Origin of the sequence: Bacillus sp. M6-12 (assembly GCF_002860285.1) — a bacterium.
Taxonomy (GTDB): Bacteria; Bacillota; Bacilli; order Bacillales; family DSM-1321; genus Peribacillus.
Map to the genome: position 1 here is coordinate 253,587 of NZ_PGVF01000016.1, position 15,552 is coordinate 269,138.

The 15,552-nt window shown below is 42.4% G+C and carries 10 protein-coding genes and 1 rRNA gene; 10 read left to right on the forward strand and 1 reads right to left on the reverse strand.

Annotation, left to right across the window (positions count from 1 at the left end):
* Positions 1-23: 23 nt before the first annotated feature.
* From CVD28_RS19430 to CVD28_RS19440, 3 genes are all read left to right on the forward strand, one after another.
* Positions 24-1,649, forward strand: a complete 1,626-nt coding sequence (locus CVD28_RS19430; protein WP_101595447.1) for a PTS transporter subunit EIIC — start codon at positions 24-26, stop codon at positions 1,647-1,649.
* Positions 1,650-1,673: 24 nt separating this feature from the next.
* On the forward strand, positions 1,674-2,996 hold the full coding sequence (locus tag CVD28_RS19435; protein ID WP_101595449.1) for a 6-phospho-alpha-glucosidase: 1,323 nt from the start codon (positions 1,674-1,676) through the stop codon (positions 2,994-2,996).
* A gap of 132 nt (positions 2,997-3,128) precedes the next feature.
* Positions 3,129-3,941, forward strand: a complete 813-nt coding sequence (locus tag CVD28_RS19440; RefSeq protein ID WP_180954232.1) for a MurR/RpiR family transcriptional regulator — start codon at positions 3,129-3,131, stop codon at positions 3,939-3,941.
* A 100-nt stretch (positions 3,942-4,041) separates the two neighbouring features.
* Here CVD28_RS19440 and CVD28_RS19445 read toward each other — a convergent pair whose 3' ends face one another.
* Positions 4,042-5,526, reverse strand: a complete 1,485-nt coding sequence (locus CVD28_RS19445) for an aldehyde dehydrogenase family protein (protein WP_101595457.1) — start codon at positions 5,524-5,526, stop codon at positions 4,042-4,044.
* A gap of 435 nt (positions 5,527-5,961) precedes the next feature.
* Between CVD28_RS19445 and helD the strand changes: the two genes are divergently transcribed.
* The 7 genes from helD to CVD28_RS19480 form a co-directional block, all read left to right on the forward strand.
* Complete coding sequence (gene helD / locus CVD28_RS19450) at positions 5,962-8,313, forward strand: RNA polymerase recycling motor HelD (RefSeq protein ID WP_101595460.1); 2,352 nt, start codon at positions 5,962-5,964, stop codon at positions 8,311-8,313.
* Between the two features lie 404 nt (positions 8,314-8,717).
* On the forward strand, positions 8,718-9,155 hold the full coding sequence (gene hutP, locus CVD28_RS19455; RefSeq protein ID WP_101595464.1) for a hut operon transcriptional regulator HutP: 438 nt from the start codon (positions 8,718-8,720) through the stop codon (positions 9,153-9,155).
* Between the two features lie 305 nt (positions 9,156-9,460).
* Entirely contained in the window at positions 9,461-11,002 is a 1,542-nt protein-coding gene (hutH, locus tag CVD28_RS19460) for a histidine ammonia-lyase (RefSeq protein WP_101595467.1), read from the forward strand.
* Positions 11,003-11,033: 31 nt separating this feature from the next.
* Complete coding sequence (hutU, locus tag CVD28_RS19465) at positions 11,034-12,698, forward strand: urocanate hydratase (RefSeq protein WP_180954233.1); 1,665 nt, start codon at positions 11,034-11,036, stop codon at positions 12,696-12,698.
* 24 nt (positions 12,699-12,722) lie between these two features.
* Positions 12,723-14,018 (forward strand): imidazolonepropionase, encoded by a 1,296-nt coding sequence (gene hutI / locus CVD28_RS19470; protein WP_101595473.1) that lies wholly within the window; start codon positions 12,723-12,725, stop codon positions 14,016-14,018.
* A complete protein-coding gene (gene hutG / locus CVD28_RS19475) occupies positions 13,972-14,913 on the forward strand; it encodes a formimidoylglutamase (RefSeq protein WP_101595475.1) in 942 nt (313 codons plus the stop codon). Before hutI ends, hutG begins: the two co-directional genes overlap by 47 nt.
* A 422-nt stretch (positions 14,914-15,335) precedes the next feature.
* Positions 15,336-15,552 (forward strand): 16S ribosomal RNA (locus CVD28_RS19480); the annotation flags it as partial.

Genomic DNA, 15,552 nt, shown 5'->3' on the forward strand with positions numbered 1-15,552 from the left:
TGGGTTAAAAGGGGGTTATTTATGTGAAAAAGAAATTACAAAGTTATTTTTCAATGCTGGGCAGGTCTTTCCTTCTTGGTGTAGCGGTTATGTCATTCTTCGTATTGCTTCTTACACTTGGAGCAGTTTTGAAAAATCCTCACTTTATCGAAGCTGCACCCTTTTTAGGAAGTACTGCCATTCAATTTATCGCTAATGCGTTAAGTGAATCAGGATTGGTTGTTATCAGATTTATGCCATTAGTATTTGCCGTTTCGATTGCAATAGGAATGTCAGAAAAGGGCAATAAAGAACTCGCTGCATTCTCCTCGGTAATTGGCTATCTATTCATGATTACATTTTCAAGCTTGGCAATCAGCAGCTTCGGAATGGCAATCCGTCCGGATGTCCTAGTCGGGGATAACAATATGGTCAGCATAACGCAAACGCTTGATATGAGAAAAGCAATGCAGACTTTCGTGCTTGGAATTCAAACAATTGATACAGGTGTTTTAGGCGGAGTGCTCGTTGGTACGGTTGCTGCATGGGCGACGAAACGTTTCCGCGATCAATCATTGCCTATGATTTTCAGTTTTTATCAAGGTAAGCATTTTCCTCCGATCGTAACAGGATTCATCTTTATGCTGGTGGGTATTGCGATTCCGTTCGTTTGGCCTTATATCGGCGGTGGTATTTATAAAGCTGCCCAACTTGTGACCGGGGCAGGTGTTGTTGGATCATTCTTGTTCGGATTCATTGAAAGGATCCTTATTCCAACCGGGCTCCACCATGTGTGGTACTCTTTAGCCCACTTTACTCCAGTAGGCGGAGTAAAAGAAATTTGCGGTGAAGTATTCACAGGTACAAAAGCGATTACTACCGGAGCACTAGGATGTGGTGAATTCAGCGGCGATTTATCGGACATCACCCGTGTCTGGCTTGGACAAGGTGCGACACCAATCAAAGTATTTGGTATCCCGGGTGCATTATTGGGTATTTACTTAGCTGCTAAAAATAAAAACAGGGCTAAGGTTATTGTCATTTCAGCAGCAAGTGCATCTTTCTTTGCAGGTGTTACCGAGCCATTTGAATTCTTATTCATGTTCCTGGCACCTGGATTATTTGTCATCCATGCTGCATTAACAGGACTTTCATTTGCTATTCTTGACATGGTTAATGCGTCATATCTGGGTGGAAACAACATCATCGAATTAATATTTAACGGTGTATTCCAGGGACATAAATCTACGTGGGTTCCTATTTTTGTTGTAGGTATAGCCATGTTCTTTATCTACTTAATCACATTCAAGTGGTATATAGAGAAGTTTAATATCATGACTCCTGGGCGTGAGCCAGAGGATGACACAGACGAGGTACTGATAGCAGAAGTAGCTGCGTCTAAGCTAATTATACAGAAAACAGATAGACATGAAGTAGCAAGCAAGCTTATTGAACATCTTGGCGGAAGAGAAAATATCAAAGACTATACAAACTGTATTTCGCGGCTTCGTGTTTTTGTGAAGGACCCTGCATTGGTAAATAAAAATGCGCTTAAAAAACTTCCAGATTCTCTTGGCATGTCCCAGCCATCAGAAGAAGAATTCCATATTGTGTTTGGTATGAAGGTATCTGAGTATCGAAGCGCAGTAGACAAGCAAATGGGAGAGTAAAAACTAACAAAGAGGTGCTATATAATGAAAACTTTTAAAATAGCAGTAGCAGGCGGAGGCTCAACATATACACCAGGAATTGTGAAAGCTCTAATGCTTAAAAAACAAGAATTTCCTGTAAGCGAAATCCGTCTTTACGATATTAATGAAGAACGTCAGAGAAAAGTAGCTCTTATAACAGAAAAGGTTGTCCAGGAGTTTAATCCAAATGTAAAAATCAGTGCGACAACCGATCCAAAACAAGCATTTGAGGGTGCAGACTTTATTTTTGCCCAGCTGCGCGTAGGCGGCAATGCAATGAGGGAAAAAGATGAAAAAATTCCGTTCAGCAATGGAGTAGTTGGCCAGGAAACTTGCGGCCCAGGAGGAATGGCGTATGGAATGCGAACCATTGGCCCAATGCTTGAGCTTTGCGATTTTGCGGCCGAATATGCTCCTGATGCTTGGATCATCAATTACTCCAATCCGGCAGCCATTGTAGCAGAAGCAATTAGGAAAATGCGCCCAAATGCCCGCATCCTGAATATTTGTGATATGCCAATTGGAATGATGCTGAGAATGGCAGAAATAATCGGCTGTGAATATGACGAAATTGAAGTAGACTATTTTGGTTTAAACCACTTTGGCTGGTTCACTGATGTTTATGTTAAAGGTGAAAGCCGCATGGGAGAGCTTCGGGAATACATGAGTGAGCATGGTCTTGTTACACCTGAGCAATCCAAGGACCTTCAGCATTCCGATATAGACTGGATTAAGGCCCACACAAATGTAGCAAAAATGCTTAAGTTGTTCCCTGAGTATTTGCCAAGCTCTTATCTACAATATTACTTGATTCCGAAAACAATAGTGGAACAGCAAAATCCGGAATACACAAGGGCCAACCGTGTAATGGATAACCGCGAACAAAATCTCTTTGATTCAATCGAACATTTAGAACAAACAGGTGAATTTAAGGAAGGTTTTAAAGTGGGCGTACACGGTACGTTTATCGTTGATGTAGCTATGTCCATCGCTTTTGACCAAAGAAAACGATTCCTGCTGATTGTAGAAAATAATGGTGCCATTCCTAACCTTCCTGCAGATGCAATGGTTGAAATACCAGCATATGTAACAAGCCGAGGACCTGAGCCAGTCAGACTTGAACCAATTGGATTATTCTACAAGGGATTAATTGAGCAGCAGCTGGCTTCTGAAAAGCTGCTGGTTGAAGCTTCACTTGAAGGATCTTATCAAAAAGCTCTGCAGGCGTTCGCACTTAATAAAACCTTCCCATCAGTGGAAGTTGCAAAAACTGTGCTAGATGAGTTAATCGAAGCAAATAAAGAATTTTGGCCAGCTTTAAATTAACATTATATGCAAGAATTGACCTGGACTATTGTTCAGGTCTGTTTTTTATTATTGCAGTCTATTATTTTCCAGATTTCTTTCTTGGTTTTCCTATTCTATAATAGAAAAAATAGAAAGGAAGTTGTTGCCTCAATGAAACGATTGCTTCTGAACAAAATTCTTTCGACTGTCGGGGATACTATCAATGATACAGAGTACACAATTTTAGCTGATTTAATAGACCGTATTAATGAATTGCAAAATTATAGTATTCGTGAAGCGGCGAAAAATAATTTTGTTTCTACTTCCAGCGTTTCAAGATTGTGTGCAAAGCTTGGTCTGAGCGGATATAGCGAGTTAAAGTTTTATTTGAAAAATCAATACGATTCTCTAGATGCAAACCAGGATAAAGGGCAGTCTTCTATTAAAAATACTGCGTATATATTGGCTGATTCTTTCAAAGAAGGCTATGAAAAAACTATACAGCAGATAAAAGAAGCTGATGTGGATAGTTTTATTCAAATGCTTTCAGAGTCAAAACAGATTGGCGTTTGCGGATCAGGCATTTCAGAGATTATCGCAAATTATTTTACCCAACGTTTCCAGATTATTGGTAAAGATGCTTGGTTAGTAAATGTAAGTGCCCCAGGTGGAATATATATGAACCAATTGGAAAAAAGCCAGATGATGGTGGTGTTTTCGCGGTCTGGTGAATCTTCGTATCCAATATCAAAAGCGCTAATCGCCAAAAGGCAGGGAGTTAAAATTGTGGCGATAACGAGTAATCGTGAAAGTTCACTCGGTAAAATGTCGGATATTATTTTGCCTATTTACGGATCAAGAGAACCGCTTGATGTATCATATAGCATCACATCATACAATGCGAGGGCGGTTTTATTTGTCGATCTTTTGCTTCAGTTATATATGGAATCGGCACCTGGGGAAAGCAGCGGCAGGAAGCTGTGATATACGGGTGGTTTAAATAACTAATCTTAATTATAACAATGCAAAAAGGCCAATTTTTGTTAACTGGCCTTTTTTAGCATACTTATGTTGAATAGTAGTATTAGTTAAGGTTTATCCACACGCTCTTTACTTCAGTATAGTTGTTCAGTGCATAAGATCCCATTTCTCGGCCAAGACCTGATTGCTTGTAACCGCCAAAAGGAGAAGCAGCATCAAAGGCGTTGTAGCAGTTTACCCAGACAGTTCCTGCACGAAGCTTGCTAGCCACATAATGGGCATTGGAAATATCACGTGTCCATAGTCCTGCAGCAAGGCCATATTCACTTTCGTTAGCACGTTTAATTACCTCATCCAAGTCTTCAAAAGGCATTGCCGCGATGACAGGACCAAAGATTTCTTCCCTGGCGATAGTCATTTCATCCTTTACAGCTGCAAAGATGGTAGGAGATACAAAGTATCCATCATCCTGAGGCTTGCTGCCGCCTACAAGTACCTCTGCGCCCTCGCTAACTCCTTTTTCGATATAGCCAAGCACTCGGTTTTGCTGTTCGCGGGATACAAGAGGCCCGATTTGTGTTTCAGGATCAAGTCCGGAACCCTGCCTAATATTCTTTGCGTGAGAAACCATATCTGCTACAACATTATCGTAATGCTTCTTTTGGATGAAAACCCTCGAGCCTGCGCAGCATACCTGGCCCTGGTTAAACATAACACCATTTAAGGCACCTGGGATCGCTTTTGACATATCTGCATCAGGCAGGATGATGTTCGGTGACTTTCCGCCCAGCTCCAGAGTAACCCGCTTTAAGCTTGAAGCTGCATTTCGCATGATTAGCTTTCCGACCTGGGTAGACCCTGTAAAGGCAATTTTATCGACCAATGGATGATCAACAAGAGCTTGCCCGGCAGTTTCGCCAAAGCCAGGAAGGATATTGATAACACCTGCCGGGAATCCTGCTTCCTCTATCAGTTCAGCCAGGTAAAGAGCGGAAAGAGGTGTTTGCTCAGCGGGCTTCAGAACAACTGTACATCCCGTTGCAAGTGCAGCACCGAGCTTCCACATAGCCATCAGCAAAGGGAAGTTCCAAGGGATAATCTGGCCCACAACCCCTACGGCTTCGTGTCTTGTATAGTTAAAATAATTTCCGCTTACCGGAATTGTTTGACCTACAATTTTAGTGGCCCAGCCAGCATAATAACGCATGTGTTCTATGGCAAGAGGTACGTCTGCATTAGAGGTCTCGCCAATCGGCTTTCCGTTGTCCAAAGTTTCCAGCTGTGCAAGCTCCGTCTTATGCTCTTCCATTAAGTCAGCAAGCTTATACATGCACCGGCTGCGTTCGGCAGCGGACATTTTAGACCATGGGCCCTCGTCAAAAGCCTTTCTTGCTGCCCTTACAGCCGCATCAATATCTGCACGGTCAGCCTCATATACCTCCGCCAATAATTCTCCTGTAGCAGGATTCGGAGTTGAAAACGTCTTGTTGGAGACGCTGGCTACGAACTCGCCATTAATATAAAGTTTCTTTGGCCCCTGTAAGAATTTCTGCAGCTTTTCACTTACTTCCAATGTGATATTTGCCATGAATACCCTCCTAATAAAAGTTTATAGTCATTATGTATTTCATGGTGAAGATATGAAAGCGTTTCCAAACTTACAGCTATTATATTAAACTATTAATTTTGAATTTTCAAATTTTAAAGTTCGTTAAATTATACCATTTTTCTACAAGCAACATTGGGATGGTCTTTTAAAACAGATGCAGGCAGGTAATTTAGTCGGAAAAAAGGAGTAAAATTTTATGAAGTAAGATAAACCAAGAAAGAGATTAAAACTGCAATAAGGGAAGAAGATAGTATGGTTTTCAGGATTTATTGAATGAGGAAGAAAAATGTGGTAATATTAACGAGGTGAGTCTATTTGTTTTTTAATGTATAGTAACTCTATTATATATTATAGATGAATAGAGTATCTTTGTCAAATTATTTCTTGCTAAATTGGCTGTAAAGGAGAGATTTCATGGATGCGTGGAATTATGAGCTTCAAAAAGAGCAGGAGAGAGTTAATGCTGTTTCTGTGAAGATCGGCAGAGAAGTGAACTTAGTAAATGACTTAAGCGGTTTAACGGAAACTGAAATCAATGATATTAGGCAAAGTTTTTGGGAAGATGTCAGGGTCAATCTTGATACTCCTGATGACATCCATGAAACGCATACAAGCATAATACAGCAGGCGGAGCTCCTTGCTGAACGAGAGCGCAGGCGCGGCCATAATGACAAGCAATTAAATATATTGAGAAGGCTAAAGAACTCTCCTTATTTTGGCCGGATAGATTTTAAGGAAGAAAATGAAACTGAGCCGGAAAAAATTTATATTGGGATTGGCTCTTATTTTGATGAAGAAACAGACATGTTCCTAGTTTATGATTGGCGTGCTCCCATTTCGAGTGTTTATTATGACTACTCTCTTGGGAGTGCAGCGTATAACGCGCCTTTCGGAACGATTCAAGGTTTGCTTGAACTAAAAAGGCAATATGTGATTAAAAACAGTTCTATTATCAGTATGTTTGATACTGGAGTAACGATAGGAGACGAGCTGCTGCAGGAGGTACTTGGCAAACAGGCTGACAGCCAGATGAAGAGTATAGTCGCCACGATACAGAAGGAACAGAATCGAATTATCCGCAATGATAAAAGCAGATTGCTTGTTGTCCAGGGGGCAGCGGGGAGCGGAAAAACTTCTGCCGCTCTGCAAAGAATTGCTTATTTGCTTTATAGATACAGAGACAGCCTGGAAGCAGAAAATATTTTGCTGTTTTCGCCAAATCCGATGTTCAATAGTTATGTATCAAATGTCTTGCCTGAGCTTGGGGAAGAGAATATGCAGCAAGCCACTTTTCAGCAGTTTCTTGAAAGCCATCTTTCGGATGAATGGGTGCTAGAGGATTTTTTTCAGCAAATGGAGTATATGCTGTCAAAAGACGAAGATCATCAATACAAAGACAGGCTGGAAAGCATTCGGCTTAAATCAGGGCTTAATTTTATTCAGACACTCGATCTTTATATAAAACAGCTTGGTGTGAAAGGGCTGATATTCAGCGATATACTTTTTCGGGAAAAAGTCTTAATTTCTTATTCTGAAATAGAAAAGGTTTTTTATGAAACTCCAGCAAAATTAAAAATTCCTGACCGGTTAAAGATTGTTAACGAGTGGCTGTTAAAGGAGTTGAAATTACTGGAAAAAGCAGAGGCGAAAAAAGAATGGGTAGAGGAAGAGATTCAGTATCTGGAAAAAGAGGAATATGCTGCTTTTTACCGGAAATTAAATGAGAAAAAACGTTTTGCAGAGAATACATTTGATGATTTCGAAAGGGAGCAAAGGCTTCTTTCAGCTTATGTAGTGAGGAAAAGCTTTAGAGAACTTTATAAAGAAGTTAAAGCTTTAACCTATCTGGATGTAAGAGGAATGTACCGGCAAATTTTTAGCGGGAGCGAGGAGCTTACAGCGTTTATCTTTCCTTATGGCCTGCCGCAGAATTGGGAAGGCATTTGCGGGCTTACAAACAGTAAGCTGGACAATGAACAGATATTATATGAAGATTCATGCCCGTTCTTGTATCTCAAGGAAGAATTAGAAGGATTCCGGACAAATAGGATGATCCGTCATGTGTTTATTGATGAAGCCCAGGACTACTCTCCGTTCCAGCTTGCGTTTATCAAACGGCTGTTTCCGCGCAGCAGAATGACTGTGCTTGGTGATACGAATCAAATGATTTATGATCACTCGAAGAAAACAGGTCTTGAGGTTCTGGCATCTTTGTACGATCCTGAGAAGACAGAATCGATTTTACTGAAGCGGAGTTATCGTTCAACTCGGCAAATTTCGGATTTCACAAGAGCCTTTATTCCGGGCGGGGAAAATATTGAACCTTTTAACCGAAATGGGAGCAAACCGCGTGTGACCATGATAAAGTCAAAACATGAACTTGCTGCAGGAGCAGCTAAATCAATTTATGATTTTCGTGCGAAAGGTTATGAAACCATAGCCGTTATTTGCAAAAATGAAGAGGAAAGCAATGAAGCGTTCAATGCAATTAGAGATATTGCCGAGGTGCGGCTGGTCGGGCGAGGAAGCTCAACGTTCGAATCGGGAGTAATTGTGATTCCCTCCTATTTGGCGAAGGGGATAGAATTTGATGCAGTGGTCATTTATAACGGTTCGAGAGGCCGGTATGAAAAGGAAAGTGAGCGGAAATTATTTTATACAGCTTGCACGAGGGCGATGCATGAGCTTCATGTTTTATGCCCGGGTGAATTGAACCCGTTTATTTCAGAAATACCAGAAGAATTGTATGAAGTGTTTCATGTCTAGATTTCGAGGCCAGCCCTGTGCTGGTTTTTCTTTTGGACAGCAACCAATCTTGAGTTATCCTCCAGCGGTGGATGGAAACCTGTTTGCACATGCTAACACAATGAAAAGGGGGTTGAGAGAAGCTGACAATACATATTCCTAAGTGTTTTAATTAGTTTTTCTTAACCCTAACAATCGGCACAGCTCTGCCGCTTTTCAGCAGAAAAAAAGAAATAAGCTTTTTGCAGACTTAAATAAGATAAAGTTTTTAGCCGGCAGTTTTGTTATGTAACGCTTTATTATACTATCATGGTGATATATTAGTAAACTAAAATTTTCCAAAAACATTGACATCAGGAATTTAGTGCAAATAAAATATAAGTAAGTTATTAGTTAATAGTAAAGATTCGGAAAATGGTGAATATATGAGTCAAAAGATCGCAATTGGTAAAATAGCGGTTCTGCTGGCCTCACTGACTGATGAGGAGCTGGATTATTTCCGGCCTTCCCTAAATGATGTGAGATTCTGCCAGGGAAAAGTAGGATCCATGAATATGCAAAAGGTGATTTCAGCTGTAGAAACGGCTGCTAAGAGAAATGGGATCATTCATGACGGTCTTTACAGGGAAACGCATGCATTGTATCACGCCATTTTAGAAGCGATTAAAGGTGTGACAAGGGATCAGCCTGCAATCGGCGAAATGAGCAGAACAGTCGGCCTGCGGTTTTCCGTAGTCCGCGGAGTTCCATATGCAGAAAAAGCGGAAGGAGAATGGATCTCTGTTGCTTTTTATGGAACAATTGGGGCTCCTGTTAAAGGGCTGGAGCACGAAACAATTGGTTTGGGAATTAATCATATATAAAAACATTGCCTAGAGTCCAATAGTCAAATAGGAGGCGATGATGGTATCACTATGCCATTATCGTCTCCTTTTTTTAATGTCTAGTACCAGCGGTCAGCATACTTGCAGAATAATAAAGCTCCGGCGTAAAGGACAGTGAACAAAGCTGAACTAATTCATCTCACGAAAGAAAACTTTAGATCGGAGATAGGGTACTAGCCGCGCTATAGGACGAAGGCTGTAAAGCAGTTTTAGATACAACACTGCGGTCAAAGCTGTTCTTCCACTGTCCGGCCGCTTCACTTTTGAAATTAGGAGGATCAGGAATGATTGAATTGACAGGCTATTCATTAACTTTAGAACAGATAAGGCGAGTTTGTTATGGGGAGGAACTGGTCTCGATTTGCCCTGAAAGCATGCGGAAAGTTCAAGAAAGCAGGGCAGCAGTTGAAAAAATAGTTGCTGAAAAGCGTACGATTTACGGCATTAATACAGGTTTTGGCAAATTCAGCGATGTGATTATCGAGGAGGATGATGTTAACCTTCTTCAATTAAACTTGATTCGTTCACATGCCTGTGGAGTCGGTGAACCTTTTCCCGAAATTGTTTCAAGGGCAATGGTTTTGCTCAGGCTGAATGCATTGTTAAAAGGATTTTCTGGCATACGCCCGGTCATAGCAGAAAGGCTTGTTGGTTTATTAAACTGCAAGATTCATCCGGTCATTCCTCAACAGGGGTCACTTGGCGCTTCGGGAGACTTAGCGCCGCTTTCGCATCTTGCGCTTGTACTTATAGGTGAAGGGAAGGTTCATTACAACGGAAAAATATGCTCCACTGAGGAAGCGTACAATCAAGCGAGGGTAAACCCGATCATGTTGCAGGCAAAAGAAGGGCTTGCCTTAATCAATGGAACCCAGGCAATGACAGCAATGGGCGTAATTAACTGGCTGGAGGCTAATGAATTGGGATATCAGAGCGAAATGATCGCTGCCCTTACAATGGAGGGGCTTGAGGGGATTATTGACGCGTTCCATCCGGCTATACATGAAGCGCGCGGCTATCCGCAGCAAATAGCAGTTGCAAAACGTATGCGTGTGATGTTATCAGGGAGCAATCTGATAACAAGGCAAGGAGAGAAACGGGTTCAGGATGCTTATTCGCTTCGGTGCATCCCGCAGGTACATGGTGCTTCATGGCAGGCTTTTGATTATGTAAAAGAAAAGCTTGAGATAGAGGTAAATGCTGCTACCGATAACCCGTTAATTTTTGATGGGGGTGAAACGATTATTTCGGGAGGGAATTTTCATGGGCAGCCAATTGCAATCGCGATGGATTTTATGAAAATTGCAGCTGCTGAGCTGGCGAGCATTTCTGAACGCCGGATCGAAAGACTTGTTAATCCGCAATTAAATGATTTGCCGCCATTTTTAAGTTCTCAGCCGGGCCTTCAATCTGGGGCGATGATCATGCAATATTGTGCAGCCTCCCTGGTTTCAGAAAACAAGACTCTTGCGCATCCTGCAAGTGTAGACTCCATCCCTTCCTCTGCCAATCAGGAGGACCACGTGAGCATGGGTACAATCGCTGCCCGCCATGCCTACAGCATTATCCAAAACGTCCGCAGAGTTTTGGCAATCGAGTGTATATGTGCTTTGCAGGCAGTCCAATATCGGGGAGTAGATAAAATGTCCCCGCAAACAAGGTTATTTTATGAGGAAGCGAGAATGATAGTCCCGTCAATTACGGAAGATCGTGTATTTTCGGAAGATATCGAAAGGCTGGCTGATTGGCTTAAAAAAAATAATGGGTGCTGGACAGGTTTAATGGAAGAAAAGCGAGGCCAAGGAATTATTAAAAACACCATTTAATAAAATTCTGAAAGCAAAGGAGATAAATAAGATGTCAACAACTTCAAAGCGTACCGTAAAGGCAAAAAAAGGACTGGAACTGGAATGTAAAGGCTGGGAACAGGAAGCAGCTTTGAGGATGCTATATAACAACTTAGATCCTGAGGTGGCCGAAAAGCCTGAGGAACTCGTTGTATATGGCGGTATAGGTAAAGCGGCAAGAAACTGGGAATCCTTTGATGCGATTGCAGAAACCTTGAGAAGGCTGGAAAATGATGAAACGATGCTTGTGCAATCAGGAAAACCGGTGGCTGTTTTTAAAACACATGCTGCCGCTCCTCGTGTGCTTTTATCGAATTCTGTATTAGTGCCAAAGTGGGCTAATTGGGACCATTTTCATGATCTGGATAAAAAAGGTTTAATGATGTACGGACAAATGACAGCCGGCAGCTGGATCTATATTGGAACGCAGGGCATTTTGCAGGGAACATATGAAACGTTTGCGGAAGTAGCCCGCCAGCATTTCGGCGGATCTTTAAAAAATACCATTACTCTAACGGCAGGTCTAGGAGGAATGGGGGGAGCGCAGCCGTTGGCTGTTACGATGAATGGCGGAGTTTGTCTCGCTGTAGAAGTTGATCCCGAGAGGATTCAAAAAAGGATTGAAACCCGTTATTGCGACAGAATGACGCGTTCTATTGATGAAGCCATTGTCTGGGCACTAGAAGCAAGGATAAAGGGGGAAGCTCTTTCGATTGGGCTTGTCGGAAATGCCGCAGAGGTGCACCATCAGCTTTTGAAAAAGAACATTCAAATTGATATAGTTACAGACCAAACCTCTACCCATGATCCGTTAAATGGCTATATCCCGGAAGGTCTCTCTTTGGAGGAAGCAGATTTATTACGCCAAAATAATCCGAAGGAATATGAAAGAAAAGCTTGTCACTCCATGGCTAATCATGTTGCAGCTATGCTTGCGTTCCAGAATAGAGGAGCTATTGTTTTTGATTATGGAAATAACATCAGACAGGTTGCTAAGGATGAAGGGGAGGCGAATGCCTTCAATTTCCCGGGCTTTGTGCCGGCATACATCCGTCCTTTATTTTGCGAAGGAAAGGGACCGTTCCGCTGGGCAGCTTTGTCCGGGGATCCTGCAGACATTTACCGTACCGATGCCCTGATAAAAGAGTTGTTTCCTGAAAATGAACCTCTGCTGCGCTGGATTGATATGGCTCAAAAAAAAGTCGAGTTCCAAGGGCTTCCATCCCGTATTTGCTGGCTCGGGTACGGAGAGCGGGTCAAGATGGGTCTTGCCATCAATGAGCTTGTGAAAAAAGGCGAATTAAAGGCACCCATTGTAATCGGGCGCGACCATTTGGACTGCGGTTCTGTAGCATCTCCAAACAGGGAAACAGAAGCAATGAAGGATGGAAGCGATGCTGTTGGCGATTGGGCTATCTTAAATGCTCTCATCAATGTCGCTGCAGGCGGTTCTTGGATCTCCGTCCACCATGGCGGCGGCGTGGGGATGGGCTATTCCCTGCATGCTGGAATGGTTGCGGTTGCTGATGGGACTGAACTTGCCAAAGAAAGACTGCAGCGCGTATTGACGACAGATCCTGGAATGGGTATCGCCCGCCATGCAGATGCCGGCTATGATAAAGCAATTGAAGTCGCAAGGGAAAAAGGCGTCGATATTCCAATGCTGCAGAAATGATTTTTAAGGAAAGGAGGAGGTTTTATGCAATATGATTTACTTATACGGAATATAGGGCAATTAATCCTGCCAAGATATTCATCACACCCATTAAAAGGGGAAGAAATGAAGGTTCTCCCAGTAAAGCAAAATGCTGCGTTAGCCGTTTTAGATGGAAAAGTAGCCTGGATTGGTTTAAACGAGGAAACGCCCGGTATTATTGCGAAAGAAGTGATCGATGCCAGTGGTAAGGTAGTGTCACCTGGATTGGTTGATCCGCATACACATCTGGTTTTTGGCGGGTCACGGGAAAATGAGCTTGCGTTAAAACAGACGGGTGTTCCCTATTTAGAAATTCTGGCAAACGGCGGCGGCATCCATTCCACTGTGGCATCGACAGCTGGGACTAGTGAAGAGAAATTGCTGGAAAAAGCATCTTTTCATTTAGAAAGGATGATTTCCTTTGGAACTACAACTTTGGAAGCGAAAAGCGGTTATGGACTAACTAGGGAAACCGAACTAAAGCAGTTAAAGGTCATAAAGCGGCTTAGGGAAAAATATCCAGTCTCGATTACTGCCACTTTTTTGGGGCCGCATGCCGTTCCTTCAGCATACAGAGGGGAAGAGGATCTTTTTTTGGATGAAATGATAGAGCTGTTAGATGAAATTAAAAAGGAAGAATTCGCACAGTTTGTTGATATTTTTTGCGAAACGGGCGTTTTTACAATAGAACAGTCCAGGAGATTTTTAGAAGCTGCTAAAGAAAAAGGCTTCCGGCTGAAGATCCATGCCGATGAAATCGACTCACTAGGAGGAGCGGAACTTGCAGTTTCACTTGGAGCGGTCAGTGCAGACCATTTAGTAGCAGCCTCTGATGAAGGAATCCAAGCGCTTGGCAACAGTGATACAGTAGCTGTGCTCCTTCCGGGAACAACCTTTTATCTCGGAAAGGATCATTATGCACGCGCCCGAAAGATGATTGATGAAGGCGCTGCGGTAGCTCTTGCAACAGATTTTAATCCCGGGAGCTGTGTAACGGAGAATTTACAGATGATTATGTCGCTTGCTGCCTTGAAGCTGAAGATGACAGCTGAAGAAATATGGAATGCTGTAACCGTTAATGCAGCCCATTCGATCGGAAAAGGGGAAGAAGCAGGTTTTATTGAAACCGGTCACCCGGCTAATTTCGTGATTTGGGACATTCCAAATTATTTATACTTGCCATACCATTTCGGTGTTAATCATGCGGAAAGCGTTTATTATGCCGGAAGAAAAATATGGAAGAGGGAAACTTATGGAGAAATTCAGTTTTCTGCAGCCGGGAAAAGCGGCGGTATTTAAAGACCAATATGTAACAAAGGTTAAGGAATGCATCTCTCCCTATGTTTCGGGAAGCAAAGGTGAAATCGGATTAATTGGACTCCCTTTTTCCAAGTCGTCCATATCCTTATCTCAAGCGGCGGATGCCCCTGCGGCAATCAGATCCTGCCTGGGTTACTACTCCACTTATTCTGGTGAAAAGGACACGGATTATCAAGAATATCATATACTTGATTTCGGTGATGTTATCACTCATCCGATTGATGTGGAAGATACACTTAACCGGCTTTATGTAAGTGTAAAAGAAATGATTTCGACCAATTCCTGTAAGCGATATATTGTTTTGGGGGGAGACCATGGTGTCAGCTTCCCTTCTATCCGTGCCTTTAAAGAAAAATACGGATCGGTCGGAGTGATTCAATGGGATCCCCATCACGATGTACGCAACTTGGAGGACGGTGGCCGTACTAACGGTACACCCTTCAGAAGCCTTGTGGAAGATGGCTTGTTGCTTGGAGAAAATCTCATTCAAATAGGAATCCGCGATTTTTCCAATGCGAAAAAATACCGGTACTATACAGCAGAAAAAGGGATATCTGTATACACAATGGCTGATATTGAGGAATCAGGTCTGCTTACTATAATAAAGAAGGAAATGGAGAGGTTATCAAAGAAAGTGGATTTTATTTATTTTTCAGTAGATATGGACGTCGTTGACCAGGCGTTCGCACCTGGTTGTCCTGCTATCGGTCCTGGAGGATTGACGAGCAGGGAACTTCTGTCCAGCATAGCTGCAGCCTCCCGTTTTGAGAAAGTAAAAGCGATGGACATTGTTGAAATTGATCCGTCAAAAGATTTTCGTGATATGACAAGCAGGCTTGCAGCTCATGTGATGATGCAGTTTATGTTTCGTTAATTGCGATGGTAGAGGGCGGAAGCGGGTGATACGGTTTCTGCCCTTTTAGGATGAGCTGAAGATGGGGTCAAACGTTTGAACGAATATTGTATTTCATAATTTTTTTAAAAAAATGTTGACCTCAAATTTATAAGAGTGTATTATAAATGAGTTGCTTCTTTACGGAGCGACGCAGAAAAGATTTTGAAATGAATATTTTTAAAAAAAGATGTTGACTTTTTTGTTTGATCACGATATGATATTGAAGTCGCTTACGAAGTTATTTGTTAAACTAACTTCGCGGAAGTTGACAACCACTTAAGGTTATGTTAAGATAATAAAGTCGAACAAGATTGCTCTTTGAAAACTGAACAAAACAAAGCGCCAACGTTTTAAGTAATAGTGAGCACACACTAAAAAAGCACATGAGCAAGTCAAACATTTCTTCGGAGAGTTTGATCCTGGCTCAGGACGAACGCTGGCGGCGTGCCTAATACATGCAAGTCGAGCGGACTTGATGGAGCTTGCTCCTGATAGTCAGCGGCGGACGGGTGAGTAACACGTGGGCAACCTGCCTGTAAGACTGGGATAACTTCGGGAAACCGGAGCTAATACCGGATACGTTCTTTTCTCGCATGAGAGAAGATGGAAAGACGGTTT